Origin of the sequence: Streptomyces sp. MP131-18 (genome assembly GCF_001984575.1) — a bacterium.
GTDB lineage: Bacteria > Actinomycetota > Actinomycetes > Streptomycetales > Streptomycetaceae > Streptomyces > Streptomyces johnsoniae.
The window spans coordinates 1,738,503-1,763,323 of record NZ_LZNS01000001.1 but is presented as its reverse complement, the minus strand read 5'-3'; the positions used below and the strand labels follow the sequence as shown (position 1 = coordinate 1,763,323).

Genomic DNA, 24,821 nt, shown 5'->3' with positions numbered 1-24,821 from the left:
GCCGACCCCGCGCCCGCCGTCTGCCCCTCCCGCACCCGATGTGCTCCCCTTCTCCCCACTTCTTCCCCTCGCCCGCCGCCTCGGGCCGTCCTCACTCGGCGCCCTGATCGAGCCGGCTGGGACTGCCGAGCAGCCCCGTCTCGCTGTCCGTCGGCAGCAGCCGCACCAGCCGCCGCGACGAACGGGTGCACCACAGCGTCGCGTTCTCCGCGAGCGTCGGCAACGCCTCCGCCTGCACCTCCGGCAGCGCCAGTATCCGGCCGACCACCCGCGCCTCCTCAGGCGAGACGCGCTGCACCCCCACCAGCGAGGCACGCTCCACCAGCCGGTGCGTTGCCGGGCTCAGATAGGGCAGCAGCGTCAGCACCGGCTGCCAGGGCGCCGACGCGACCCGGCTGCGTGGCGGCCGCGTCCCGCAGTCCCGTACGACGAGCACCGGGCTGCCGAGCGTCGCACCCACCGGCGGGACCCGGCCCACCTCGTGCAGCGTCATGCACTCCAGGCCGCCGTTCGCCGCCTGTGCCAGGCGCGTCCACAGCTGCGGGCGCCCCGTCTCCACCACCACGCGCGCGCCGGTCGCGACGGCGCGGAGCGCCAGCACGTGCGCCGTCCACAGCCCGCCGATCAGTACGACGTCGTACGGCACCGGATGGTGGATGCCGAGTACCGCGGGCTGCGATCTGCTGTCCACGCCGACGATGATCCCGTCGTCCCCGACCGGCAGCGACAGGGCCGACAGGTCCGCCGCCGCGAGTACGTGCCCCGACCGGCCCATCAGCGCATCCCGCCCAGCGGCAGCGTGGCCTGGAGACCCGGCAGCTGCTGCCGGTCCATCCGCGACAGCACCACGCGCGCACCGCGCGCCGCCCGCAGCAGCTGACGGCCCGCCGCGTGCACCTCGCCCTCCGCGCGCCCGGTGATGCGCACATGCCCGTTGAGCAGCGCGGACTCCCGCCCCTGGCCGCGCAGCGTCAGCGCGAACGTGGTGGCGAACGCGGGCAGCGACGTCAGCAGCGCCACCAGCCCGGGCAGCGGCATCGCCCCCGGGCCGAGCACCGGCCAGCGCGCCACCTGGAACGTCGTGTGCCAGCGGTCGTCGCACCGCCACACCCGCTGTCCCTCCGCCGTCCGCCGCGGCCGGGGCCCGTCGCCCTGGCCCATCAGCGCCGTCGCCGCAGGATTGGAGCTCGTGCACGCGGCGACCGCGGACAACAACTCCGCCTCCGTCAGCACCGACGCACGGAAACCCGCCCCGGTCAGCCTGCTCGCCAGCTGGTCCGCGGCGCGCGTCAAACAGCGCTGCACGCCCACGAGTCCGCCACCGCGCTCGGCGACCGCATCCGGGCACAGCTCCGGGTCCAGCCGCAGCGCCACCCACGTGAGGCGCAGTGCGGGCGCATCCCCCTGGCCCTGCAGCAGCGCGTAACTCGTCCCCGCCACCGACCGGTCCGGCAGCACCGGCGCGGGCGCGGGCTGCGTGTACTGCACCGCCTGGACCGCGTCCAGCCGTATGCCGTCGGTGTCCAGCGCGTCGTACAGCAGCGACAGCGGCAACGGGCGGGCCGCACGGCCCGGCTGGAGCGGCGCGAGCGCCGCCTCCACCCGCAGCACCGCGGTCAGTGTGCCGCCGTCCCCGGCCATGCCCACCTCCCGTCGCTCCCTGCCGTCCCGCCCGCCGCGCGCCATGAACGGGTAACTGCGCAGCCCGGGACGGCACTCCGCGGCCAGCGCGAGCAGCGGGTCGGTGCCGGGCTCGGGCGCCCGCGCCACCTCCTGCCGCTGCCGCCGCAGAGCCAGCGCGGACCCGATCCACCGGGGCAACGGCTCGCCACGCCGCCAGGCCACCACGGTCAGCCCGAGCAGCACGGCCGGCACCACGGACAGCGCGGCGACGAGCGGGCTCTCCGCGGCCCAGCCGCCCCACAGCAGCGCGCCGACGGCCTGCACGCACAGCAGCGGCCCCATCGGGAACGTCCCACCCGGCCCCGACAAAGCGCGCGGCACCACACCCCGGCCGGGGCCCTCTGACCCCCGCGTCGCAGAGTCCCCCCTCATCACGCCCCCTCCCGACGGTAATCAAAGCGTCACCCGGCATAGTAGGACGTCGGTCTGACGTCCGGTTACCGGCAGGGGGAGGGAGCGGTCGCCCATGGCATCGCGCAAGGACGAACTCAACGCCTACACGTTCGCCAAACGGCGAACCGTCTCGGCGTTCCTCCAGCCTGCGCCCAGCGTGACCGAGGAGGGCGCGCCACGCCCGCTGCGCGCCGTCCTGCCGGGGGCGGTCGTCGGCGCGCTGATCCTCGCGGGGTTCGGCGCCTGGGGCATGTTCCGGCCGTCCGTCCCCGAGAACTGGGACGAGCCGGGCCGCAACGTGATCATCGGCAGCGACTCCACCACACGTTACGTCGTGCTGGAGACGGACGGTCGCGCCCAGCTGCACCCGGTGCTGAACCTGTCCTCCGCGCGTCTGCTGCTCGAGGACACCGACGACCTCAGCATCGTGAACGTCGACGAGGACGAGCTGGACAGCGGAACGATCCCGCGCGGCCCCACCCTCGGCATCCCCTACGCCCCCGACCGCCTCCCGGCCGCCGACGAGGTGTCCGACGCCAAGCGCTGGGCGGTCTGCCAGCAGCCGGGCGGCGGCTCCGCCGTGCAGCAGGCGTCGTTCGTCCTGGCCGAACGGGACACCGCCCGCGTCGGGGGCGACGAACGACTGGCCGGCCGCGACGCCCTGTACGTCCGGGGCGAGGACGGCACCGAGTACCTGATCGACGGCACCGGCACCAAGTACCCCGTCGGCGAGCCCGACCCCGAAGCCCGCGACACGCTCCTGCGGCTCCTCACCCGCGGCGACGCGCAGCCCGTCACCGACGAGTGGCTCGCAACGTTCGGCGAGGGCGATCCCCTCGCCTTCCCCGAACTCCCGGCCCCCGCCGGCGCCCCCGCCCAGGTCCCGGGGCTGGCCCCGGAGGCCGATGCCGTCGGGACGGTGCTCGTGGCCCCGGCCGGCGGGAGCATGCAGCACTACGTCGTCCTGCCGGGCGCGGTCGTCCCCGTCTCCGACTTCACCGCCCACCTCACGCTCAACCACCCGGACACCGAGATCCTCCACCAGAACAACCGCGCCATGGAACTTGGCGCGCAGCACTTCACCCCGGCCCCCGCCGACGAACGCCTCGAACGCGCCTGGCCCGACGGCGTTCCGCAGCAGGTCAACGGAGGCGACCGCACCGCGCTCTGCTCCGTCCTCCTCGGCGTCGACGGCGAGGACGGCAGCACCGAGGTGGCCACCTGGGCCGGCACCTCCTATCCGGCCACCATCGCCTCCGGCTCCGCCAACGCGTACGTCACACCGGGCTCCGGGCTGCTCTACCGCCAGGTACAGGGCGAACAGGCCGAGGCCGGAGGCGTGTTCCTGGTCACCGACACCGGTCTGCGCTACCCCGTGCAGGCGACCGCCCCCGGCGAAGGGGAGCCCGACCAGGCCCATCTCCGCCTCGGCTACGGGGACATCACGCCGGTGCCGGTGCCCGCGGTCTGGTCGGAGTTCCTGCCGACCGGCCCGCGGCTGGACACCCGCAACGCCCAGCAGCCGCAGGGGTCCTGACATGCGCCGCGGCCACCGCCCGCTCCGCGCGGGCACCGCGCTGGCCCTCGTGGGCCTGGCCACGTTCACCGGCGCCCACGCCGCCTCCGCCGACGGCGCGCGCTGCACGTTCCCGGCCGAGCCCATCGAGGAACGCCCCTGGTCGCTCCAGCGCGTCCTGCTCGACCAGCTGTGGCAGGAGACACGCGGCGCGGGCGTCAGCGTCGCCGTCATCGACAGCGGCGTCGACACCGCCAACCCCCAGCTCGCCGGCGCCGTCGCGGCGGACCGCGGCGCCGACTTCACCGAGGGCGAGGGCGACAGCACCACCGACACGGTCGGCCACGGCACCAAGGTCGCGGGCATCATCGCCGCGCGCTCCCACGAGGACACAGGGTTCGTGGGCCTCGCCCCCGAGTCGACGATCGTCCCCATCCGGCAGACCGACTCCCAGGCCGGCGGCACCATAGGGACGCTCGCCCGAGCCATCGAGCACGCCGTCGAACAGGACGTGGACGTCATCAACATCTCCCAGGACACGGACGCGCCGCCGGCCGGGGGCTCCGCCCTCCGGACCGCAGTGGCGGAGGCGGTGGACGCGGACATCGTCGTCATCGCCTCGGTCGGCAACGACGGCGCGGACGGCCGCCGGCGCGAGACCTATCCGGCCTCCTACGACGGCGTCCTGGCCGTCGGCGCCTCAGACCGCAACAACGAGCGCGCGCCCTTCTCGCAGTCGGGCGACTTCGTCGGCATCGCGGCCCCCGGCGTCGACATGGTCTCCACCGTTCCCGGCGGCGGTCAGTGCGTCGACAGCGGCACCAGCTTCGCCGCGCCCTACGTGGCGGGCGTCGCCGCCCTGCTGCGCGCCGCGCACCCCGAGTGGAGCGCGCAGCAGGTCGTCACCCATCTCCAGCAGACGGCGGAACGCGCAGCACCGGGCCCCGATCCGCACACCGGCTGGGGCGTCGTCGACCCGGTGCGCGCGCTGACGGAGGACGACACGGAGCCGGCCGACGCCCCGGTCCCGGACGAGCCGGCACCGGCACCGCCCGCCCCGGAGGTGGCAGCTCTCGACCTGGGCGAGACGCATGCCGAACGTTCGGAACGCCTCGGCACGTTCGTCGTCCTGACCGGGGCGGTGCTGACCGCGGCGGTGGCCGGCGCGGCCCTGATCCTGCGCGACCGGCGGCGGCAATAGCGCTTTCCTGTCTCGAAGCTGCGATCGATTCCGCTCCGTAACCACCTTGCATCAATGCGGAGTGATCGGCATAAGATGGTGGCCCACGGTGACTGAGGGGGCACCGGTGGAGGGGAGGGTGGGATGACGGACGATTCATACCGGCCGGCAGGTCGGCCCGATTTGTATTTGCCGGACGGCGAGCTTCCCGACTTCGTCGGCTGGCTGGAGTCCGCAGTGGAAACACTGCGTTCATCACGGCTGTCGCCCGAGCAGCTGAGCGATCTCCGCTCGGAGGCGGGCCAGTTCGGCGAATCATCGGCAGCGGCCGAGTTGTTCTCGCGCTACGAGGAGATCCGGGCACGACTCGAAGGTTTTGTGCGCATCCAGCAGGACGCCATCGAGATGCTGGGAATTACGACAACACTGGTCGAGAACGACTACACCGCGACTGAAATGGAGCAGATCGAGCGGTTGCAGCAGATCACCGCCCACATGGACGAGCTGTATTCGACACCGGGGCCTCGTCCGGGTGACGACAGCACCGGCGGTGGCGGGGCTCAGGACATGGCGCAGTGACATGGGGAGGGCACGGCTGTGAGTGAGCACGAATCTGAAAAGCACGAGTTCCTCGCGGGGCTGGTCGCGCGAGCCGATCCCGGCGCGGTGGAGACCCGGGCACGGGCGCTGCTGGAAATGGTGCCGATGATCCGCGAAGTGGGAGACCTGATCGCGGCCCGCGTGGCAGCCATGGAATGGCGCGGCGAGGCGGCTGAAGTGGTCCGCGCCTGGGGCGACCACTTCCGGCAGGAGTCGGCAACGCTCAGCGACTACGCCGAGCGGGTCGGTGGCGCAATGACGGTGGCGGGCCAGGTCCTGGCCAAGGTGAAGTCGGCCATGCCCCCGACCCGCCCGACCCCGCTGGGCCCGCTGTCGGACGCCAGCGGCTTCGAGCAAACGATGGCCGAAGTGGACCGCCAGGAAGCAATCAGACTGATCGACAGCCTGGACTCGGCCTACCGACTCGCAAGCGACGCAATGTCCCGCGCCCCGGAACCCCGCTTCGAGCCGTTCACGACGACCGAAGGCTGGCGGCCGCCGCAAGAGCAGGCGTCGGGGCCGTCCACGCCCGGCGGTGCTCCAGGACTCGGATATTCAGGCAGTGCCGGAAGCGCCTATGCGATGTTTGGGAGCGGCGAAGCGTCTCAAGGGTTTTCGTCGATGCCGCCGTCGGTGGCTCCGAGCCCGCCGCGGGAGTTTGTCGGCGGTGCCGCGGCGCCGACGCCTATCGTGGCGGCGCCGGGCGACGACTGGATCGGGACGTCACTCGACTCTGCCGTGCCCGCGCCGGACGCACGGGCTCCGGTCGGCCCGACGGTCCCCCCAACACCGAGCCCGGTGCCTCCGCCTGCCGGTGGTGCGGAGAACATCCACACCCCCGTGATCACCCCGCAGCCGAGGATCGGTCCGGGGCCCGGGGGCGGGCCAGGCAACGGCGGTGCACTTCGGACGCCGCATCCGAACACCCAGCACCCTGTACCTCGCCCCACCATGAACCCGATGTCCAACGTCAGCTCTCCGCCTGCCCACGCCGACGGTCACCACGCGGGTGGTGGCGGCGCTGCTCAGAGTCCCATGACAGGGCGTCCTCCCATGTTGGGATTTCCCGGCGGCCGCATGTCACGTGAGACGGGCCAGGGCGGCATCATCGGCGGTGTGCCGCGTCAGGCGGAGTCGCATCATCGTGCGATTCCGCAGAACGGGATCGTCGGTGCCGGTGCGCCCTCGGCGTTTCGCGATTTAACGACCGGCGCGGTGCGTGGCCCTGGAGGCGCGCTGGTGGGCGGATCGGCCAGCCATCTCAGTGATGGGAGCCGGCCTTACGGAAGGGCGGGTGCCGAGCCGGCCATATCTCGGAAGGCAGCGGGCAGTACTGGCTCGCCAACAGCCGGGATCACCGGTCGGCCCTCGCCGTCGGCGAATGGCCGACGGCGCAAACGGAAGCGGAACGATCGAGCGCAACAGGAAAAGGACCGCTGACTCTATGTCTTTCTTGACTCCCGCACCCGCACGCTTTCGGACCGCCGCGCTGTTATTGACGGGTATGGTCCTGGGCAGTTTCGCGCTGGCTCCCCATGCCGCTGCCGAGGGGCCTCAGGACCCCTGGTACATGGACACCATGCGCATGGAGGAAGTGTGGGAGCAGGCAAGAGGCGAAGGTGTGACGGTCGCCGTGGTCGACTCAGGCACGGACGCTTCGTTGCCCACTTTGGAGGGACGAGTCCTCGAAGGTACCGATCTCACCTACGACCCCAAGGGCGCGCACGTTGACCGAGACGGGCATGGAACGAGTATGGCTAGCCTCATAGCCGGTTCTGGTGCGGAAAGTGGTATCCCCGGGCTTGCCCCAGGCGTCGAGGTCCTTCCTGTTCGAGTGAAAAACGTTGAGCGGGACTTCGGCCAAGCACAGCGTTTCGCTCAGGCGATTGAATACGCTGTGGACTCCGATGCTAAGATCGTCAGTATTTCCATGGGCGTGGAAGAATTGGGGATCGTCCCGGAATTGGATGCTGCTCTCGACCTTGCGGCCCGAAATGACACATTAATCTTTGCGGCTATGGGGAATACCGGCGACACCGATAACTCCCTGAGTGTTCCCGCTCTGCACGAGGGGGTTGTCGCTGTAGGCGCCGTAGACCGGAGTGGCGAGCATGTGGACTATTCGACTTATGGCCCGCAAGTAGCGCTGTCCGCACCGGGAAATGAGGTGCCAGGGCAGTGCCCGGACGGGAGCTTCCAACCCGCGTGCATCGTGGAAGAGGGCGGGACGAGTTCGGCGACGGCGCTTGCGTCTGCTTCTGCCGCTCTCATCTGGTCGGCGCACCCTGACTGGACGAAGAATCAGGTGCTGCGGGCGATGTTGGAGACCGCGGATGGGCCTGAGGGGGGTCGGGACGACTATGTCGGGTACGGCATGGTGCGGCCGGATCGTGTGATTCTCGATGGCGAGGGGGAGCCGGGGGAGCCGGACGTCAACCCGCTGTTCGAGGAGTATGAGGCCTCGCTCGATCCTCCGGTGTCGCCCGCGCCCGTGCCGGAGCCGGAAACGGGTCCGGAGGGGGAGGATTCCGGGGAGTCCGGTGAGGCCGGTTCGGCGGGGCCCGAGCCTTCGGGTGGGCCTGATGAGTCGGCGGAGAATATGGCCGATGGTGATGGCGGGGGTTCGGGGCCGCTGGTCATGGCCGGCGTCGTCGGTGTGGTGATCCTGGGCGGTGTCGCGGCAGCGGTAGTGGTCAACCGTCGGCGCGGTACGGCCTAGTCAGTACGGGATAAGCAATCACAAGGGGAGGGTCTGAATGTCTGAAGCGATGCCGAACAGCGATTTGCGGCAGAGTGAAGAAACCATCCGGGAGCTGCTCAATTCGCTCGACCAGGAGGTCGGGCTGCTCAACCAGAGCCGGACGAAGCTCTCGTCGGCGACCGACCAGGTGGCCGCGGGGTGGACCGGTGAGGCGGCCCGGCAGTTCGCCTCCGGGCAGACCGAGGCCAACTTCAACCTGGACCGGCTGGTCCGGGCGCTGGAGAACCTGCGCGAGCTGGTCCGGATGAGCCGCGACGACTTCTCGCAGCAGGAGCAGGAGCAGATCGCGGAAATGCAGCGCGCCCACTCGGGCCTGGGGGACATGTCCTCCCGCGGCTTCGACCATCTTGCGTAACGCCCATCGGACACATGTCGCATACGGAAAGGGGATAGACCATGGCTGACTTCAGTCTCAGTTACGCGGCGCTCAGCGGCGGGTCCGAAGGGCTTACCGCCGAGGAGCGGCAGCTTCTCGATCGCCTGGAGGCCCTGCGGGCGGCTCTCAGCTGGGCCGCAGCCGGATGGTCTGGTGAGGCAGCCACTGCCTTCGACGCCAACATGCGGGTTTTCTCCGAGGAGCTGGACAAGCTGCGCGTCGTCCTGGGCATGACCGGCAACGCGCTGGACACGGCGGGCATGAACTACCGGGCCGTGGACCTCCGCAACGCCAACCGCATGGGTACCTGACCCGGCGACGGCACCGCATCCGTGCCACGGGGGGTGTGACCGGCCGCAGGCCGGGGGCCGGTCACACCCCCCGTTCGCATGTGCGGTTACTCCTCGGGCAGCCAACCCAGCTGGACCAGGGGCCTGCCCCGGCGGCGGGAGGCGAACTGTGCTCGGCCGGGTGGGAGGGTGCGGGCGCGAATCGAGGGAAAGATCTCGCCTTCCTTCGGGTCGCCCGACAGAATCAGGCCCTGCCCGCCCAGCTCCCGCAGGCGCTGCACGAACGGCTCGAACATGGCGCGCGAAATGCCGGCCGTGCCGCGCGCGATGATGAAATTGACGCCGACGTCCCTGGCGTACGGCAGGTGGTCCGTCAGGTGGCTCAGCGGGTTCCTGTTGCCCATGGCGACCAGGTCGTAGTCATCGACGATGACGAAGAGCCGCGGGCCCTTCCACCACTTCCGCGAGCGCAGCTCCTCCATGCTGATGTCTTCCTTCGGCGCCCGCTTCTCGAAGATCTTGTTCAGCGAGACGATGTCCTGCGTCAGCCGGGCTTCCGTCGTCGAGTAGCTCGCGATGAACTCCTCGGGCGCGGCCGCCATCAGCGCCCGACGGTAGTCGGTGACGATGAACCGCACGTCGTCCGGCGAATAGCGCTCCGAAAGCTTGCGCATGATCAGCCGCAGCGCCGCGGACTTGCCGGACTCGCTCTCGCCGATGATCAGCAGGAACGGGTCCCGTTCGAAATTGATGAACACGGGCTCCAGGTCGGTCTCGCCGAGTCCCACGGCGATCCCGGACTCGGGGCGCTCGAAGCCCTTGGGCAGCTCGTCGGCAGGCAGCCGCTCCGGGAGCATGCGGATGACCGGTGCCTGGGCGCCGTGCCACGCGGCGCGGACGGACTCGACCAGAGCAGCCGTGCCCTCCGCGAGGTCCTCGGTACGGGTCACTCCGTCCGCCCGGGGGAGTGCCGCCATCCAGTGCATCTTGTCGGGCGTCTGCCCGCGCCCCGGTGCCCCCGCGGGGATGGCCGCTGCCACCTTGCGGTCGAAGTCCGAGTCCAGCGTGTCGCCGAGCCGCATCTCCACCCGGTTCGTCAGCTGGTCCTTCAGCGCCGGGCGCATCTCCATGTACCGGGACGCCGTCACGATCAGGTGGACTCCGTAGCCGAGGCCGCGCGACGCAATGTCGGTGATGACCGGCTCCAGCGTCATGTCGTAGTCCTGCTTGAACGTGGCCCACCCGTCGATCAGCAGGAACACGTCGCCCCAGGCTTCTTCCGGCAGTTGCCCCGCGTTCCGCATGCGGCGGTAGGTCGCGATCGAGTCGATGCCTTCCCGGCGGAACAGCTCCTCGCGCCGGGCCAGCACGCCCGCCACCTCGGAGACGGCCCGCCGCACCCGGTCCGGGTCCAGGCGCGAGGCCACACCGCCGACGTGCGGGAGACCGGCGACCGCCGTGAGGCCGCCACCGCCGAAGTCGAGCCCGTAGAACTGCACTTCCCGCGGCGTGTGCGTCAGCGCGAACGAGGTGATCAGCGTGCGCAGCAGCGTGGACTTGCCGGACTGCGGGCCGCCGACGATCAGCATGTGGCCCCCCGCCCCGGAGAAGTCGCGGACGAAGGTCTCCCTGCGCTGCTCGAAGGGCTTGTCCACCACGCCGAGCGGGACGCCCAACCCGCCCGTCCCGCCCGTCCCGCCCGCCGCCTGGAGGCCGCGCCCCTCCACGACCCGCAGCTCGGGGAACAGCGTGTCGAGCGGCACGGCGGAGTCCAGCGGCGGCAGCCACACCTGGTGGGCGGCCGGGCCCTGCCCCTCGAGCCGGCGGACGATCACGTCGAGCACCGAGTCGGCCAGCGGGTCGTCGCCCGCAGGCTGCGCCGGGTCCGCCGGGCCCGCGGCCGCCTCGGGCTCGTCGTACTGCACGGCGACCGGTGCCGCCGTGAACACGACCGGCCTGCGGCGCAGCGGGCGCGGGCCCGAGGACGCCGTCCTCGTCGACGGCTTCCGGTAGGCGCCGGAGACGTACGCCGCCTTGAAGCGCGTCATCTGCTCCGTCCCCGTCTTCAGCAGGCCGGAGCCGGGCACCTGCGGCAGGTGGTATGCGTCCGGAACGCCGATGGCGGTCCTCGACTCGGCGGCGGAGAAGGTGCGCAGACCGATCCGGTACGACAGGTAGGTGTCCAGGCCCTTCAGCCGGCCCTCCTCCAGCCGCTGCGAGGCCAGCAGCAGATGCACGCCCAGCGACCGGCCGATGCGGCCGATCTGGATGAACATGTCGATGAAGTCGGGCTTCGCCGTCAGCAGCTCGCTGAACTCGTCGATGACCAGGACGAGCGAGGCCAGCGGCTCCAGCAGGGCGCCGGCCGCCCTGGCGCGCTCGTAGTCGTGCAGGTTGGCATAGTTGCCCGCCGCCCGCAGCAACTCCTGCCGCCGCTGGAGCTCGCCGCGGATCGAGTCGCCCATGCGGTCGACCTGCGTCAGGTCGTCCGCCAGATTTGTGATGACCGCGGAGACGTGCGGCAGCCCGGCCATGCCCGTGAACGTCGCGCCGCCCTTGAAGTCGGCCAGCACGAAGTTCAGCGTCTGGGAGGTGTGGGTGACCGCGAGGCCGAGCACCAGCGTCCGCAGCAGCTCCGACTTGCCCGAGCCCGTCGCCCCCACGCACAGACCGTGCGGGCCCATGCCCTCCTGCGCGGCCTCCTTGAGGTCCAGCATGACCGGCTGGCCCTCCTCGTCCACGCCGATCGGCACCCGCAGCCGCTCGCCCGCCGACCGCGGGCGCCACGTCCTGGAGACGTCGACCGACGCGGGATCGCCGAGGCCGAGCAGCTCGGCGAAGTCCAGCTCGGCCAGCAGCGGCTCCTCCTCGTCCGCGGCCGTGCTCAGCCGCAGCGGGGCCAGCTGCCGCGCCAGCGCCTCCGCCGCCTCGGGGGACAGTACGTCCGGCTCGCCGTCGAACACCGAGCCGCCCTGCGCTTCGAGCCGCAGGCTCCCGGGCAGGCACCGCACGGACAGCCCGCCGCGGCCCGCGTCCCGCTCACCCGGCGCGATCTCGACGATCGTCACCCCCTGGAGCCCCTCCGCGGCGGCGAAGGCCGAATGCGGCGGAATCCGGTCCCCGTCGACGAGGAGCACCACATGCGGCTGGTCGAGCACCGGCTTGCCGCCCGGCGAGAAGCGCCCCCGCCCCGCGAGCCGCCCCGACAGCTCCTGCTCCACAACGGGAACGCTGCCCCCGAACAGGCGCCGCGTGCCGGCCCCGTCCAGGGACGGAAGCTGCGCATGGGGCAGCCACTTCGTCCACTCCCAGTGCCCCGCCGCCTCCGCCGAGGTGACCACGGCGAGCGTCATGTCCTCCGGCGAGTGCAGCGACGTCAGCGACCCCACCAGCGCGCGGGCCACGCCGCGCGCCGTCTCCGCGTCGCCGTGCAGCACCAGCCGGTAGAAGCTCCGCAGCGAGACGGCCATCGGCAGCCCGTGAACCGTGCTGTGGGTGTCGAGGAACCTTCGCATCGCCCCGGCGGTCAGCGGCTCCAACTCCTCGACGGGCGCGGTCTGCGGCGCCACCAGCGGCGTGGCCAGCTGGTGCTCGCCGAGCCCGATGCGCACCTGCCCGAAGTCCGCCTCGCCCGGCCGCCGCTCCCACACCCGGCTGCCCTCCGCGACGAGGGACCACAACTGCTCGGGCGCCGGATGCAGATAGTGCTGGGCGTCCCGCTGCCGCCGCGCCGTCTCCCGCACAGCCCGCCGGGTCCGCGACAGGTACTTCAGGTAGTCCCGCCGCAGTTGGGCCATCTGTCCCTGCGTGCCCCGCCGGAATCTGACGATCATGGCGATGACCATGCCGGCCGTCGACACCAGCATCAGCATCCCCATGATGCGCATGAAGGGGTGCGCGTTCGGCATGAAGAAGAAGACCACCGAGGAGCCCATGCCGAGCATCGGCACGACCTGCATCAGCACGCCCTCCTGCTGCCCCTTGGGCAGCTCGGGCGGCGAGAGCAGCTCCACGGCCTCCCCGGCCGCGGGCTCCGGCAGAGCCCTCGGCGGGCGTTTGACGACGATCTGGCTCATTTCAACGACCCCCCGGCCACGGTGCGGTGACGCATTGTCGATCCTAGTGGGCACCACTGACAGCACTCCGGGTAGGGTGTCCGCCGCAGTCCGTGCACAAGGGGAGGGGAGCAACACCGTGAGCACGACCGCGACCGTCGGCTTCTGCCGTGTCACCATCGCCGCGCCCAACAGCCGTACCGACATGGCGCTGCCCGAGGACTTCCCGCTCGCCGAGCTGTACCCGGAGATCCTGCACCTCACCGGTCTCACCCCCGACCCGGGCGCCCCCGTCGGCTACCACCTCGTCCGCCGCGACGGCACGGTGCTCGACGGCGCGCGCACCCTGGCGGGGCAGCGCGTGCTGGACGGCGAGGTGCTGGCCCTGCGCCCGTTCGCCGACTCCCTGCCGCCGCCGGTCCACGACGACGTGACCGACGCGGTCGCCGATGCCGTCGCCGGTGACCGGCGGCTCTGGCAGGACCGCATGCTGCGGCTCGCGGGCCTCACCGCCGCCGGCTGCCTCGGCGCGCTCGTCGCCGTGGTCCTGTGGTTCGGTGAGCCGGAACGGCACGAGATGCACGGCCTGCCCGGCGTCATCGCGGGCATCCTCGCCGTGCTCCTCGCCGCCTTCGCCGCAGTCCGCGCCCGCGTCTACGACGATCACGCGGCCGCCGTGACGTTCGGCCTCGCCGCCCTGCCGCACGCCCTCGTCGCGGGCACCGGCGTGCTTCCGCTCGACGCCGGCCACGGGGTCGGCCGCCTGGAACTGCTGCTCGGCTGCGTCGCCGCCCTGCTCGTGTCCGTCGTGCTGATCGCGGCCATGCCCCAGGCCGCGGGCTGGTTCGCCGCGAGCGCCTGCGCGGCGACGTTCGGCACGCTCGCGACGTTCGGCGCCATCCTCACCGAGGCGGACCCGGTGCACACGGCGGCCGTCTGCGCGCCTGTCGCCCTCGGCGCGCTGGGCTTCCTGCCCGCGCTGTCGGCGAGTCTGGTGCGGCTTCCCATCGGCTACACCGCCCCGCGCCCCGGCTACGACACCACCGACCCGGAGCAGCCCCAGACCCCGGCCCCGCCCGTCGACACCGAACGCATCGCCGCGCAGGCCCGCCGCGGCCACCAGCTGCTCCTCGGCCTCACCGGCGGCTGCGCCGTACTGGCCACCGTGTCCGTCGGCACGCTCGGCTTCTCGGGAAGCGGCTGGGGCCGGCTGCTCGCGCTGGCCACCGGTGTGGCCCTGCTCACGCGCGCCCGCCTCTTCCGGTACGCGGTCCAGGTCGCGGTGCTGCTCTCGGCCGGGCTCGTCTCCCTCGGGCTGCTCGTCGTCGGGGTCGCGGCGGACACCACGTCCGCGGCCGACGGCGGCTCGCCCGATCTGCGCACCGTCTGGCTGGCCGCGGCGCTCACCGCCGCGGCGGCGGTGCTGGCGACGATCGCCCTGGTCGTGCCGCGGGCCGGGCTGACCCCGTTCTGGGGCCGGGTGCTCGATCTCACCGAAGGGGCCGTATTGTTGTCCCTGATACCGCTGTGCCTTGCGGTGCTGGAGTTGTACGGCGAGGCCAGAGGACTGACGAGCGGCTGATGCCCTCCGAGTGTGCTCGGCTCGCCATCCTGTTGTAGCCTGCTTACCGGCCGTTTGCGTACGCGCCCCCGGAGTCTTCTGGAGGAAGCGCTCAGCGGGCCCCGCCTCCCGAGTTCCGGAAGCTCCCCTGCGGATCGGCCCAGGGGCACTCGGTGGCTACATCGGACATCACCAAGGAGCACGTGTGTCGTCACTCGACGCCGCCACGAAGCAGAAGATCATTGCCGAGTTCGCCACGAAGGACGGCGACACCGGCTCCCCCGAGGTCCAGGTGGCGCTGCTCTCGCGCCGCATCTCGGACCTCACCGAGCACCTGAAGATCCACAAGCACGACCACCACTCCCGCCGGGGCCTGCTGCTCCTGGTCGGCCAGCGCCGCCGCCTGTTGCAGTACCTGGCGCGCAAGGACATCCAGCGCTTCCGGACCCTGGTGGAACGGCTCGGTATCCGCCGCGGCGCCGCGGGCGCCAGGTAAGACGCCGACAAGGGAGCGGTCACCCTCAACCGGGGCCGCTCCCTTCGCCGTATCCGGTCCGTCACGGACGGAAACCGCGCCGGGGACCGCCCGCCTTTGTAGGCTGGTCCTCAACGACATAACAGAGAAACCACGACGTATGCACGAGGCGGAGTGCCTTCTCACCGTCGCCGGTCCTCGGTAGTGGCCCCCGGGCTGCTGTCCCGGGAGCTTCGATCGATGGCCGGCCCGTCTGGAGGTGCTCCACCCCGCCCCGTCCCCAGGACGGGGTGCAGAAGAGGAGACTTTCCAAGGTGGAGAACGAGACCCACTACGCCGAGGCCGTCATCGACAACGGCAGCTTCGGCACCCGCACGATCCGCTTCGAGACCGGTCGGCTGGCCAGGCAGGCCGCCGGGTCCGCCGTGGCCTACCTGGACGACGACACCATGGTGCTGTCGGCCACCACCGCCTCGAAGAACCCGAAGGACCAACTCGACTTCTTCCCGCTCACCGTCGACGTCGAGGAGCGGATGTACGCGGCCGGGAAGATCCCCGGCTCCTTCTTCCGGCGCGAGGGACGCCCCTCCGAGGACGCCATCCTCACCTGCCGCCTGATCGACCGCCCGCTGCGCCCCTCGTTCAAGAAGGGCCTGCGGAACGAGATCCAGATCGTCGAGACGATCATGGCGCTCAACCCCGACCACCTGTACGACGTGGTCGCCATCAACGCCGCCTCCTGCTCGACGCAGCTGGCGGGCCTGCCGTTCTCCGGCCCCATCGGCGGCACCCGCGTCGCCCTCATCCGCGGCCAGTGGGTGGCGTTCCCCACGCACACCGAGCTGGAGGAGGCCGTCTTCGACATGGTCGTCGCCGGCCGTGTCCTGGCCGACGGCGATGTCGCGATCATGATGGTCGAGGCCGAGGCGACCGAGAAGACGATCGAGCTGGTCAAGGGCGGCGCCCAGGCGCCGACCGAAGAGGTCGTCGCCGCCGGCCTCGATGCCGCGAAGCCGTTCATCAAGGTCCTGTGCCGGGCGCAGTCCGACCTCGCCGCCAAGGCGGCCAAGCCGACCGGCGAGTTCCCCGTCTTCCTCGACTTCCAGGACGACGTGCTGGAGTCCCTGTCCGCCGCCGTGCGCGATGAGCTGGCCCAGGCGCTGACCATCGCGGGCAAGCAGGAGCGCGAGACGGAGCTGGACCGCATCAAGACGGTGGCCGCCGAGAAGCTGCTGCCGCAGTTCGAGGGCCGCGAGAAGGAGATCTCCGCCGCCTACCGGGCGCTGACCAAGGCGCTGGTGCGCGAGCGCGTCATCCGCGACAAGGTCCGCATCGACGGCCGCGGGGTCACCGACATCCGCACGCTGGCCGCCGAGGTCGAGGCGATCCCGCGGGTGCACGGCTCCGCGCTGTTCGAGCGCGGCGAGACGCAGATCCTCGGCGTCACCACGCTCAACATGTTGCGTATGGAGCAGCAGCTGGACACCCTTTCGCCGGTGACGCGCAAGCGCTACATGCACAACTACAACTTCCCGCCCTACTCCACCGGTGAGACCGGCCGCGTCGGCTCCCCGAAGCGCCGCGAGATCGGCCACGGCGCGCTCGCCGAGCGGGCCCTGGTCCCGGTGCTGCCGACGCGCGAGGAGTTCCCGTACGCCATCCGGCAGGTCTCCGAGGCCCTCGGGTCCAACGGCTCGACCTCCATGGGCTCGGTCTGCGCCTCCACCATGTCGCTGCTGAACGCGGGCGTGCCGCTGAAGGCCCCGGTCGCGGGCATCGCGATGGGCCTGATCTCCCAGGAGATCGAGGGTGAGACCCACTACGTCACCCTCACCGACATCCTCGGTGCGGAGGACGCCTACGGTGACATGGACTTCAAGGTCGCCGGCACCCGCCAGTTCGTCACCGCGCTCCAGCTCGACACCAAGCTGGACGGCATCCCGGCCTCGGTGCTCGCCGCCGCGCTGAAGCAGGCCAGGGACGCCCGGCTGCACATTCTCGACGTGATGAGCGAGGCCATCGACGTTCCGGACGAGATGTCGCCGAACGCGCCGCGCATCATCACCGTCAAGATCCCGGTGGACAAGATCGGCGAGGTCATCGGCCCCAAGGGCAAGATGATCAACCAGATCCAGGAGGACACCGGCGCCGACATCACCATCGAGGACGACGGCACGATCTACATCGGCGCGGCCGACGGCCCGGCCGCCGAGGCCGCCCGCACCACGATCAACGGCATCGCCAACCCGACGATGCCCGAGGTCGGCGAGCGCTACCTGGGCACGGTGGTCAAGACGACGACGTTCGGTGCGTTCGTCTCGCTGCTCCCGGGCAAGGACGGCCTGCTGCACATCTCGCAGATCCGCAAGCTGGCCGGCGGCAAGCGCGTGGAGAACGTGGACGACGTGCTGGGCGTCGGCCAGAAGGTGCAGGTCGAGATCGCGGAGATCGACCAGCGCGGGAAGCTCTCGCTGATCCCCGTCCTGGATGAAGAGTCCGCCGACGCCACGGCCGAGGGCGCCGACGAGGCCGGGAAGGACACCGCCGACCAGTGAGGCGCACCCCCCGTTCGACGGCCCGCCCCACCGCTTCGGTGGGGCGGGCCGTGCCCCGTCCGCGGCGCGCGGAGCCGGGCACGGGCACCGTTCGCAAGACCGTACTCCCCGGGGGCCTGCGGGTCGTGACCGAGACTGTTCCTTCGGTCAGGTCCGTCACGTTCGGTATCTGGGCTGGCGTCGGCTCGCGCGACGAGACGCCGGCGCTCAACGGAGCCACCCACTATCTCGAACATCTGTTGTTCAAGGGCACCGAACGGCGTACCGCCCTGGACATCTCCTCGGCCATCGACGCGGTCGGCGGCGAGATGAACGCGTTCACCACGAAGGAGTTCACCTGCTACTACGCACGGGTGCTCGACGCCGACCTGCCGCTGGCCATCGACGTCGTGTGCGACATGCTCACCGGCTCGGTCATCGCGCCGGAGGAGGTCGAGGCCGAGCGCGACGTCATCCTTGAAGAGATCGCGATGACGGAGGACGACCCGAGTGACGGTGTGCACGACCTGTTCGCCCAGACGCTGCTCGGCGACAGCCCGCTGGGCCGCCCGGTGCTGGGCACGGTCGACACGGTCAACGCGCTGACGCGGGACCGCATCGCCCGTTTCTACCGTCGCCACTACGAGCCGACCCGGCTGGTCGTCACCGCCGCGGGCAATCTGGACCATGCCGCCGTCGTCGACCAGGTGCGCAGCGCCTTCGAGACGGCGGGCGCGCTGAACGGCACGACGGCCGGGCCCGCGCCGCACCGCACCGGTCGGCGCGGCATCAGGGCTGCGGGTCGCGTCGAGGTGCAGGAGCGGCCGACGGAGCAGGCCCACCTCGTGCTCGGCATGCCCGGCGTCTCCCGGCACGACGAGCGGCGCTGGGCGCTCGGCGTGCTGTCCGCGGCGCTGGGCGGCGGGATGAGTTCCCGCCTCTTCCAGGAGGTCCGGGAGAAGCGCGGTTTGGCCTACAACGTCTACACGCACACCTCCGGCTACGCCGACTGCGGCATTTTCGGCGTCTATGCCGGCTGCCGCCCCGACCGGCTGGGCGACGTGCTGAAGATCTGCCGCGAGCAGCTCGCCGACGTGGCACGGCACGGCCTCAGCGACGACGAGACGCGCCGGGCCATCGGCCAGCTGGCCGGGTCGACCGTGCTGGGGCTTGAGGACACCGGCTCGCTGATGCACCGCCTGGGCAAGAGCGAGGTGTGCTGGGGCGGGCAGCTCTCCGTGGACGAGCTGCTCGACCGGATCTCCGCGGTCACCCCCGACGACGTCCACCAGGTCGCCCGCGAGGTGCTCGGCCACCGGCCCTCGCTGTCCGTCATCGGCCCGCTGGACGACAGGCAGGCCGCGGGCCTGCCGGACGCCGTGGCCTGAACCAGATCCAGGAGCAAGCAGGATGAAGAAGCTGCGCGTGGCCGTGATCGGCGCCCGCGGACGCATGGGAGCCGAGGCCGTCCGCGCGGTCTCCGAGGCCGGGGACATGGAGCTGGTCGCGGCCATCGGCCGCGGTGACGCGCTGACGGAGCTGGTCGACGCGGGCGCCGAGGTGGCGGTCGAGCTGACGCACCCCGACGCGGTGATGGTCAATCTGGAGTTCTGCGTGCGCCACGGCATCCACGGTGTCGTCGGCACCACCGGGTGGACGTCCGAGCGCCTCGACGAGCTGAACGGCTGGCTCGCCGATTCGCCGGGCACCGGCGTCCTGATCGCGCCGAACTTCGGCATCGGCGCGGTGCTCACGATGCGGTTCGCCCAGCAGGCGGCCCGTTTCTTCGAGTCCGTGGAGATCGTCGAGCTGCATCACCCGGGCAAGGCCGACGCGCCGAGCGGCACGGCGGTGCGCACCGCCCAGCTGATCGCCGGCGCCCGGCGGGAGGCCGGCCTGGCCGCGCAGCCCGACGCGACCAGCGCGTCCCTGGCCGGGGCCCGCGGCGCGGACGTCGAGGGGGTGCCGGTGCACGCGGTGCGGCTGCGGGGCCTGGTCGCGCACCAGGAGGTGCTGTTCGGCGACGAGGGCGAGATCTTCACCCTGCGGCACGACTCGATGAACCGCGGCTCGTTCATGCCGGGCGTGCTGCTCGGCGTGCGGCGGGTCGGCGGCGTGCCGGGCCTCACGTTCGGCCTGGAGCACTTCATGGAGCTGGACGGCTAGCCGTGCGTGACAGGCTGGTGCTGTTCGGGCTGTGCACCGTTCTGGTCGTCTACTTCGGCCTGGTCGGGCACCGCGGGGTGCTGCTGATGCGCGAGGGCACGTGGGTGACGGTGCCGCTGGGCGCGGCGGTGCTGGTGCTGCCGCTGCTCGGAGTGTGGTTCCTGTGGCGGAGCCTGCGGTTCGTGCTCGGCGCGAACCGGCTGGCCCGCGTCCTGGAGGCCGAGGGCGGTCTGCCGGCGGACGATCTGGCGCGGACGCCGAGCGGGCGTATCGACCCCGCCGCGGCGGACGCGGCCTTCGCGGCGCGGCGGGCGGAGACCGAGGCACGGCCGGAGGACTGGCGGTGCTGGTTCCGGCTGGCGGTGGCCTACCACGACGCGCGGGACACCCCGCGCGCCCGCAAGGCGATGCAGCACGCCATCGGGCTGCACGCCGGTCGGCGGTCCGCCGCGGTCCGCGACTGACAGGTCGGCCGCGACGGCCCGCCGCGTAGTGCTAGCAGTGCTCGGCGGCCCACGCCTCCAGCACGTCGGCGGCCCGGTCGAACGCCTCGGGCCTGGCCAGGAAGTCGGCGTTGTGGTCGGTCAGCAGCGTGCGCAGGGGCTCGCCGCGGCGCCGTTCGATGCGCAGGGCCTGGCCCTGGACGCTGCGCGGGGTCCCGAGCCACTTCACGGGCTGCTGGACGGTGCTCACGCGGGTGATCTCGCGCCACCGCAGCGTTCGCGTGCGCAGCAGCCCGACGCGGCGCAGCCCGCGCGCGCTGACCCAGATGCCCATGCGCAGCAGGCGCAGGGCGAACACGATGGCCGCCACCGCGGCCCCGAGCGTGGCCCCGGCGCCGGCCGGGGAACCGGCCATGATGATGATCATGGCCGAGATGAGCATGTAGGCGGCGATGAGCAGCATCACCGCCGCGGCGGCGACGCGCCAGGGGCCCGGGCGGTACGGGCGGCGCCATTGGTCCTGCTCGGCGTGCGGCAGCGCTTCCTCGGGCGCGTGGCCCGCGGAGTCGTGGTCGGCCGCAAGAAAGGTCAGGGGCACGGCTGGGTCCTCGTTCGTATCACAGGCGGCATCACGGGGGGACGGTGCTGTGAACGGTGAGGCTACCGCGGTCAGTGACCTTCGGCCGCCTCCGGTGCCTCAGGAACGGGCCGGTGTTCCACGTCGAGGGCGGGGCGGGCGAGCAGCAGCGCACCTATGAGCCCGGATATCACGACAAGGCCGACGAGGGCGCCGCCGAGGAGCCGGGCGACGGAGGGCCGGCCGCGCGGTACGGCGACATTGCTCCGGAAGTCGTCGTGATACGTCATGCGGGCTATCTCTCCCCCGATTGGCTCAAAGTCAAGTTTATCAGCTGAACAATCCGACTCATGGGCCAGAGCCCGTTTTGCCCGGCCCGCCGGACGAGGGTGTCAGTGCCTGGCCGTAGGGTGGAGCCGCTTCGTCCACCGCCCTGTGCCTGGAAGGATTCCCGGTGACCGAGACGCCGACATTCCGTAGCGACATCACCGTTGAGCTGGTCAAACACAGCGCTTCGGACGCGGACGTGCTGTTCGCCGCCCGCGTCTCGACGGCGGGGGAGCAGTCCCTGGAGGAGATCGGCAAGGATCCGGCGCGTTCCAGGGGCCTGATCAACTTCCTGATGCGCGACCGGCACGGGAGCCCGTTCGAGCACAATTCGATGACCTTCCTCGTCCGTGCGCCGATCTTCGTCTTCCGCGAGTTCCACCGGCACCGGGTCGGCTGGTCGTACAACGAGGAGTCGGGGCGCTACCGGCAGCTCGACCCCGAGTTCTACCTCCCGGGCGAGGACCGCAAGCTCGTGCAGCAGGGCCGCCCGGGCAAGTACGAGTTCGTGCCGGGGACGGCGGAGCAGCACGCGCTGGTCGGCAAGGTCATGGAGGAGTCGTACCGGCAGGGCTACGCCGCCTACCGGGAGCTGCTGGCCGCCGGTGTCGCCCGGGAGGTTGCGCGCGCCGTCCTGCCGGTCGGTCTCTTCTCCTCGATGTACGCGACGTGCAACGCCCGCTCGCTGATGCACTTTCTCGGCTTGCGCACCAATGACGAGCGCGCGGCGGTGCCCTCCTTCCCGCAGCGGGAGATCGAGATGGTGGGCGAGCGGATGGAGGAGGAGTGGGCGCGCCTGATGCCGCTGACGCACGCCGCGTTCAATGCGAACGGCCGGGTGGCGCCGTAGCGGACGAGCCGCCGGGCCCAGCCCGAGCGAGGTGTCCGTATTGCGACATTTCGCGAAGTTCATTTAGGGTGAATGAACGGACCCGGCACTGTCTGAACCCCCGAGCAGGCAGTGCCGGGCTCCACCGGTTGAGCGCCCCGATGGGCGCGCGCACGCTGAGCTGCGAGTAGCGTGGAACCTATGGCTCCGACCTCCACACCGCAGACCCCCTTCGGACGGGTCCTGACCGCCATGGTGTCGCCGTTCGCGGCGGATGGCTCGCTCGACGTCGAAGGCGCGCAGCGCCTCGCCGCCCACCTGGTGGATGCCGGCAATGACGGCCTCATCGTCAACGGCACCACCGGTGAGTCCCCGACCACCAGCGATGTGGAGAAAACCCGGCTGGTGCGCGCCGTCGTGGAAGCCGTGGGCGACCGCGCCCACGTCGTCGCGGGCGTCGGCACGAACGACACGCGGCACAGCATCGAGCTGGCCCGCGCCGCCGAGGAGGCCGGCGCCCACGGGCTCCTCACGGTCACGCCGTACTACAACAAGCCCCCGCAGGAAGGTCTCCTGCGGCACTTCACCGCCATCGCCGACGCCACCGCACTGCCCGTGATGCTCTACGACATCCCGGGCCGCACCGGCGTCCCGATCAACACCGAGACCATGGTCAGGCTCGCCGAGCACCCGCGCATCGTTGCCAACAAGGACGCCAAGGGCGACCTGGGCCGTGCCAGCTGGGCCATCGCGACCACCGGCCTCGCCTGGTACTCGGGCGACGACATGCTCAACCTGCCGCTGCTGTCCGTCGGCGCGGTGGGCTTCGTCTCCGTCGTCGGCCACGTCGTCACGCCCGAGTTGCGGGCCCTCGTGGACGCGCACTCCGGCGGCGACGTCGCCAAGGCCACGGAGATCCACCAGAAGCTGCTACCGGTGTTCACCGGCATGTTCCGCACCCAGGGCGTGATCACCTCCAAGGCCGCGCTCGGTTTGCTCGGCCTGCCCGGCGGCCCGCTCCGTCTCCCGCTGGTCGGTCTCACCCCGGAGGAAACCGATCAGCTCAAGCGGGATCTGACGGCCGGTGGGGTACAAATCTAAGAACAAAAACGTTGCCTGTTCGACGCGGCCCACCGCGTCGAGGGTGATAACTGAATACCGACCAATGCACAGAGACACGCGCGCCATGCTGCCCGGATCGAGGCATGTGGCGCGCGTGGTCAGGAGAGTCTCTTGAGTCATCCGCACCCAGAACTCGGCGCGCCGCCGAAGCTTCCTGAGGGTGGCCTGCGCGTTACCCCGCTCGGCGGCCTCGGCGAGATCGGCCGCAACATGACCATCTTCGAATACGGCGGACGGCTGCTCGTCGTCGACTGCGGCGTGCTCTTTCCCGAACAGGAGCAGCCCGGCATCGACCTGATCCTGCCGGATTTCAGCTCCATCAGGGACCGTCTCGACGACATCGACGGCATCGTGCTGACGCACGGCCACGAGGACCACATCGGTGGCGTGCCCTACCTGCTCCGCGAGAAGCCGGACATTCCGCTGATCGGCTCCAAGCTGACGCTCGCCCTGCTCGAAGCGAAGCTCCAGGAGCACCGCATCCGCCCCTACACGCTGGAGGTGCGCGAGGGCCACCGCGAGCGGATCGGCCCCTTCGACTGCGAGTTCGTCTCGGTCAACCACTCCATCCCCGACGCGCTCGCCGTGGCGATCCGCACCCCGGCCGGTATGGCCGTGCACACCGGGGACTTCAAGATGGACCAGCTGCCGCTCGACGGCCGCCTCACCGACCTGCGCGCCTTCGCGCGCCTCGGCGAGGAGGGCATCGACCTGCTGCTCTCCGACTCGACGAACGCCGAAGTACCGGGCTTCGTCCCGCCGGAGCGGGAGATCTCCGGCGTGCTGCGCCAGGTCTTCGCGCGGGCCGAGAAGCGGATCATCGTGGCCAGCTTCGCCAGCCACGTGCACCGCATCCAGCAGATCGTGGACGCCGCGTACGAGCACGGCCGCCGGATCGCGTTCGTCGGCCGTTCCATGGTCCGCAACATGGGCATCGCCCGGGACCTCGGCTACCTGCGTGTGCCCGCCGGCCTCGTGGTCGACGTCAAGGTGCTGGACGACCTTGCGGACCGCGAAGTCGTCCTCGTCTGCACCGGCTCCCAGGGCGAGCCGATGGCGGCCCTGTCCCGGATGGCCAACCGCGACCACCAGATCCGGATCGTCGAGGGCGATACGGTCATCCTGGCGTCCTCGCTGATCCCCGGCAACGAGAACGCGGTCTACCGCGTGATCAACGGCCTGACCCGGTGGGGCGCCAACGTCATCCACAAGGGCAACGCCAAGGTGCACGTCTCCGGCCATGCCTCGGCGGGCGAGCTGCTGTACTTCTACAACATCTGCCGCCCGAAGAACCTGATGCCCGTTCACGGGGAGTGGCGTCACCTGCGTGCCAACGCGGAGCTGGGCGCGGCAACGGGCGTGCCCGCGGAGCGCATCGTCATCGCCGAGGACGGCGTGGCCGTCGACCTGCTGGACGGCAAGGCGAAGATCGCGGGCAAGGTCCAGGCCGGGTACGTGTACGTGGACGGCCTGTCGGTGGGCGACGTCACCGAGTCGAGCCTGAAGGACCGCCGCATCCTGGGGGACGAGGGCTTCATCACCGTCTTCGTGGTCGTGGACAGCAGCACGGGCAAGATCGTCAGCGGCCCGAGCATCCACACCAGGGGCTCCGGCATCGAGGAATCCGACTTCGCCGCCGTCCTCCCGAAGATCGACGAGGTCCTGGCCCGCTCGGCGCAGGACGGCGTGGTCGAGCCCCACCAACTCCAGCAACTGGTACGCCGGACGGTCGGCAAGTGGGTCTCGGACACATACCGGCGGCGTCCGATGATCATGCCGGTCGTCGTCGACGTCTGACCGTCATCTGGCAGCGGAGCGACTGGATTTGCGTCCGGGCGCTCCGCTCCAGTACGTTTACGACACCGCCGCAACGGGAAGCCGGGAGCAGCTGACTGCTCCGGCCCACCGGGCGGTACGAGCAGACGTCCTTCGG

Annotated in this window: 21 protein-coding genes; 16 read left to right on the top strand and 5 right to left on the bottom strand. The window is 71.2% G+C overall.

Annotated features, from left to right (window positions below):
• Positions 1-91: 91 nt before the first annotated feature.
• On the bottom strand, positions 92-775 hold the full coding sequence (locus tag STBA_RS07630) for a hypothetical protein (protein ID WP_077058519.1): 684 nt from the start codon (positions 773-775) through the stop codon (positions 92-94).
• Positions 775-1,965 (bottom strand): type VII secretion protein EccE, encoded by a 1,191-nt coding sequence (eccE, locus tag STBA_RS07625; RefSeq protein ID WP_077058518.1) that lies wholly within the window; start codon positions 1,963-1,965, stop codon positions 775-777. The genes STBA_RS07630 and eccE overlap by 1 nt, the downstream gene beginning before the upstream one ends.
• Before the next feature lie 184 nt (positions 1,966-2,149).
• On the opposite strand from eccE, the gene eccB reads away from it, so the two are divergent.
• The 7 genes from eccB (at position 2,150) to STBA_RS07595 (ending at position 8,820) form a co-directional block, all read left to right on the top strand.
• Positions 2,150-3,613, top strand: coding sequence for a type VII secretion protein EccB (eccB, locus tag STBA_RS07620; protein WP_077058517.1), 1,464 nt, complete (start codon positions 2,150-2,152; stop codon positions 3,611-3,613).
• Position 3,614: 1 nt separating this feature from the next.
• On the top strand, positions 3,615-4,793 hold the full coding sequence (gene mycP / locus STBA_RS07615) for a type VII secretion-associated serine protease mycosin (protein ID WP_077058516.1): 1,179 nt from the start codon (positions 3,615-3,617) through the stop codon (positions 4,791-4,793).
• A gap of 123 nt (positions 4,794-4,916) precedes the next feature.
• On the top strand, positions 4,917-5,351 hold the full coding sequence (locus STBA_RS07610) for a hypothetical protein (protein ID WP_077058515.1): 435 nt from the start codon (positions 4,917-4,919) through the stop codon (positions 5,349-5,351).
• Between the two features lie 18 nt (positions 5,352-5,369).
• Positions 5,370-6,812 (top strand): hypothetical protein, encoded by a 1,443-nt coding sequence (locus STBA_RS37655; RefSeq protein ID WP_171987665.1) that lies wholly within the window; start codon positions 5,370-5,372, stop codon positions 6,810-6,812.
• 4 nt (positions 6,813-6,816) lie between these two features.
• Positions 6,817-8,091, top strand: a complete 1,275-nt coding sequence (locus STBA_RS07605) for a S8 family serine peptidase (protein WP_171987664.1) — start codon at positions 6,817-6,819, stop codon at positions 8,089-8,091.
• A gap of 37 nt (positions 8,092-8,128) precedes the next feature.
• Positions 8,129-8,488 carry a WXG100 family type VII secretion target gene (locus STBA_RS07600; protein ID WP_079251782.1) on the top strand — a complete coding sequence of 120 codons (360 nt, stop codon included), beginning with the start codon at positions 8,129-8,131 and terminating at the stop codon, positions 8,486-8,488.
• 41 nt (positions 8,489-8,529) lie between these two features.
• The gene (locus STBA_RS07595) at positions 8,530-8,820 is read left to right on the top strand and encodes a WXG100 family type VII secretion target (protein WP_077058513.1); all 291 of its coding nucleotides are present in this window, start codon (positions 8,530-8,532) and stop codon (positions 8,818-8,820) included.
• An 86-nt stretch (positions 8,821-8,906) separates the two neighbouring features.
• Here STBA_RS07595 and eccCa read toward each other — a convergent pair whose 3' ends face one another.
• Positions 8,907-12,875, bottom strand: coding sequence for a type VII secretion protein EccCa (gene eccCa, locus STBA_RS07590; RefSeq protein ID WP_077058512.1), 3,969 nt, complete (start codon positions 12,873-12,875; stop codon positions 8,907-8,909).
• A 118-nt stretch (positions 12,876-12,993) separates the two neighbouring features.
• On the opposite strand from eccCa, the gene eccD reads away from it, so the two are divergent.
• The 6 genes from eccD to STBA_RS07560 all read left to right on the top strand — a co-directional run bounded on the left by eccD (position 12,994) and on the right by STBA_RS07560 (position 20,054).
• The gene (gene eccD, locus STBA_RS07585) at positions 12,994-14,436 is read left to right on the top strand and encodes a type VII secretion integral membrane protein EccD (RefSeq protein WP_077058511.1); all 1,443 of its coding nucleotides are present in this window, start codon (positions 12,994-12,996) and stop codon (positions 14,434-14,436) included.
• A 184-nt stretch (positions 14,437-14,620) separates the two neighbouring features.
• Positions 14,621-14,911, top strand: coding sequence for a 30S ribosomal protein S15 (rpsO, locus tag STBA_RS07580; RefSeq protein ID WP_077058510.1), 291 nt, complete (start codon positions 14,621-14,623; stop codon positions 14,909-14,911).
• 293 nt (positions 14,912-15,204) lie between these two features.
• Complete coding sequence (locus STBA_RS07575) at positions 15,205-17,445, top strand: polyribonucleotide nucleotidyltransferase (protein WP_077058509.1); 2,241 nt, start codon at positions 15,205-15,207, stop codon at positions 17,443-17,445.
• Positions 17,442-18,812 carry a pitrilysin family protein gene (locus tag STBA_RS07570; protein WP_077058508.1) on the top strand — a complete coding sequence of 457 codons (1,371 nt, stop codon included), beginning with the start codon at positions 17,442-17,444 and terminating at the stop codon, positions 18,810-18,812. Before STBA_RS07575 ends, STBA_RS07570 begins: the two co-directional genes overlap by 4 nt.
• A gap of 22 nt (positions 18,813-18,834) precedes the next feature.
• Positions 18,835-19,590, top strand: coding sequence for a 4-hydroxy-tetrahydrodipicolinate reductase (dapB, locus tag STBA_RS07565; protein WP_077058507.1), 756 nt, complete (start codon positions 18,835-18,837; stop codon positions 19,588-19,590).
• Between the two features lie 2 nt (positions 19,591-19,592).
• Positions 19,593-20,054: a hypothetical protein gene (locus STBA_RS07560; RefSeq protein ID WP_077058506.1), complete on the top strand. Its 462-nt coding sequence runs from the start codon at positions 19,593-19,595 to the stop codon at positions 20,052-20,054.
• Between the two features lie 31 nt (positions 20,055-20,085).
• Here the strand turns inward: STBA_RS07560 and STBA_RS07555 are convergent, their stop codons facing one another.
• Together STBA_RS07555 and STBA_RS07550 are read right to left on the bottom strand one after the other, a co-directional pair.
• Positions 20,086-20,631, bottom strand: coding sequence for a PH domain-containing protein (locus STBA_RS07555; protein WP_077058505.1), 546 nt, complete (start codon positions 20,629-20,631; stop codon positions 20,086-20,088).
• A 71-nt stretch (positions 20,632-20,702) separates the two neighbouring features.
• Positions 20,703-20,900, bottom strand: coding sequence for a hypothetical protein (locus STBA_RS07550; RefSeq protein WP_077058504.1), 198 nt, complete (start codon positions 20,898-20,900; stop codon positions 20,703-20,705).
• Between the two features lie 164 nt (positions 20,901-21,064).
• Between STBA_RS07550 and thyX the strand changes: the two genes are divergently transcribed.
• The 3 genes from thyX to STBA_RS07535 all read left to right on the top strand — a co-directional run bounded on the left by thyX (position 21,065) and on the right by STBA_RS07535 (position 24,685).
• Complete coding sequence (thyX, locus tag STBA_RS07545) at positions 21,065-21,787, top strand: FAD-dependent thymidylate synthase (RefSeq protein WP_077058503.1); 723 nt, start codon at positions 21,065-21,067, stop codon at positions 21,785-21,787.
• A gap of 180 nt (positions 21,788-21,967) precedes the next feature.
• The gene (gene dapA, locus STBA_RS07540; RefSeq protein ID WP_077058502.1) at positions 21,968-22,867 is read left to right on the top strand and encodes a 4-hydroxy-tetrahydrodipicolinate synthase; all 900 of its coding nucleotides are present in this window, start codon (positions 21,968-21,970) and stop codon (positions 22,865-22,867) included.
• Positions 22,868-22,999: 132 nt separating this feature from the next.
• Positions 23,000-24,685 (top strand): ribonuclease J, encoded by a 1,686-nt coding sequence (locus tag STBA_RS07535; RefSeq protein ID WP_077058501.1) that lies wholly within the window; start codon positions 23,000-23,002, stop codon positions 24,683-24,685.
• The last annotated feature ends 136 nt before the right edge of the window (positions 24,686-24,821 follow it).

Excerpts from the sequence above, each read along its gene's own strand:
- STBA_RS07630 (WP_077058519.1), bottom strand. The coding sequence starts at position 775 with ATGGGCCGGTCGGGGCACGTACTCGCGGCGGCGGACCTGTCGGCCCTG.
- eccE (WP_077058518.1), bottom strand. The coding sequence starts at position 1,965 with ATGGGGCCGCTGCTGTGCGTGCAGGCCGTCGGCGCGCTGCTGTGGGGC.
- eccB (WP_077058517.1), top strand. The coding sequence starts at position 2,150 with ATGGCATCGCGCAAGGACGAACTCAACGCCTACACGTTCGCCAAACGG.
- mycP (WP_077058516.1), top strand. The coding sequence starts at position 3,615 with ATGCGCCGCGGCCACCGCCCGCTCCGCGCGGGCACCGCGCTGGCCCTC.
- STBA_RS07610 (WP_077058515.1), top strand. The coding sequence starts at position 4,917 with ATGACGGACGATTCATACCGGCCGGCAGGTCGGCCCGATTTGTATTTG.
- STBA_RS07605 (WP_171987664.1), top strand. The coding sequence starts at position 6,817 with ATGTCTTTCTTGACTCCCGCACCCGCACGCTTTCGGACCGCCGCGCTG.
- STBA_RS07600 (WP_079251782.1), top strand. The coding sequence starts at position 8,129 with ATGTCTGAAGCGATGCCGAACAGCGATTTGCGGCAGAGTGAAGAAACC.
- STBA_RS07595 (WP_077058513.1), top strand. The coding sequence starts at position 8,530 with ATGGCTGACTTCAGTCTCAGTTACGCGGCGCTCAGCGGCGGGTCCGAA.
- eccCa (WP_077058512.1), bottom strand. The coding sequence starts at position 12,875 with ATGAGCCAGATCGTCGTCAAACGCCCGCCGAGGGCTCTGCCGGAGCCC.
- dapB (WP_077058507.1), top strand. The coding sequence starts at position 18,835 with ATGAAGAAGCTGCGCGTGGCCGTGATCGGCGCCCGCGGACGCATGGGA.
- STBA_RS07550 (WP_077058504.1), bottom strand. The coding sequence starts at position 20,900 with ATGACGTATCACGACGACTTCCGGAGCAATGTCGCCGTACCGCGCGGC.
- dapA (WP_077058502.1), top strand. The coding sequence starts at position 21,968 with ATGGCTCCGACCTCCACACCGCAGACCCCCTTCGGACGGGTCCTGACC.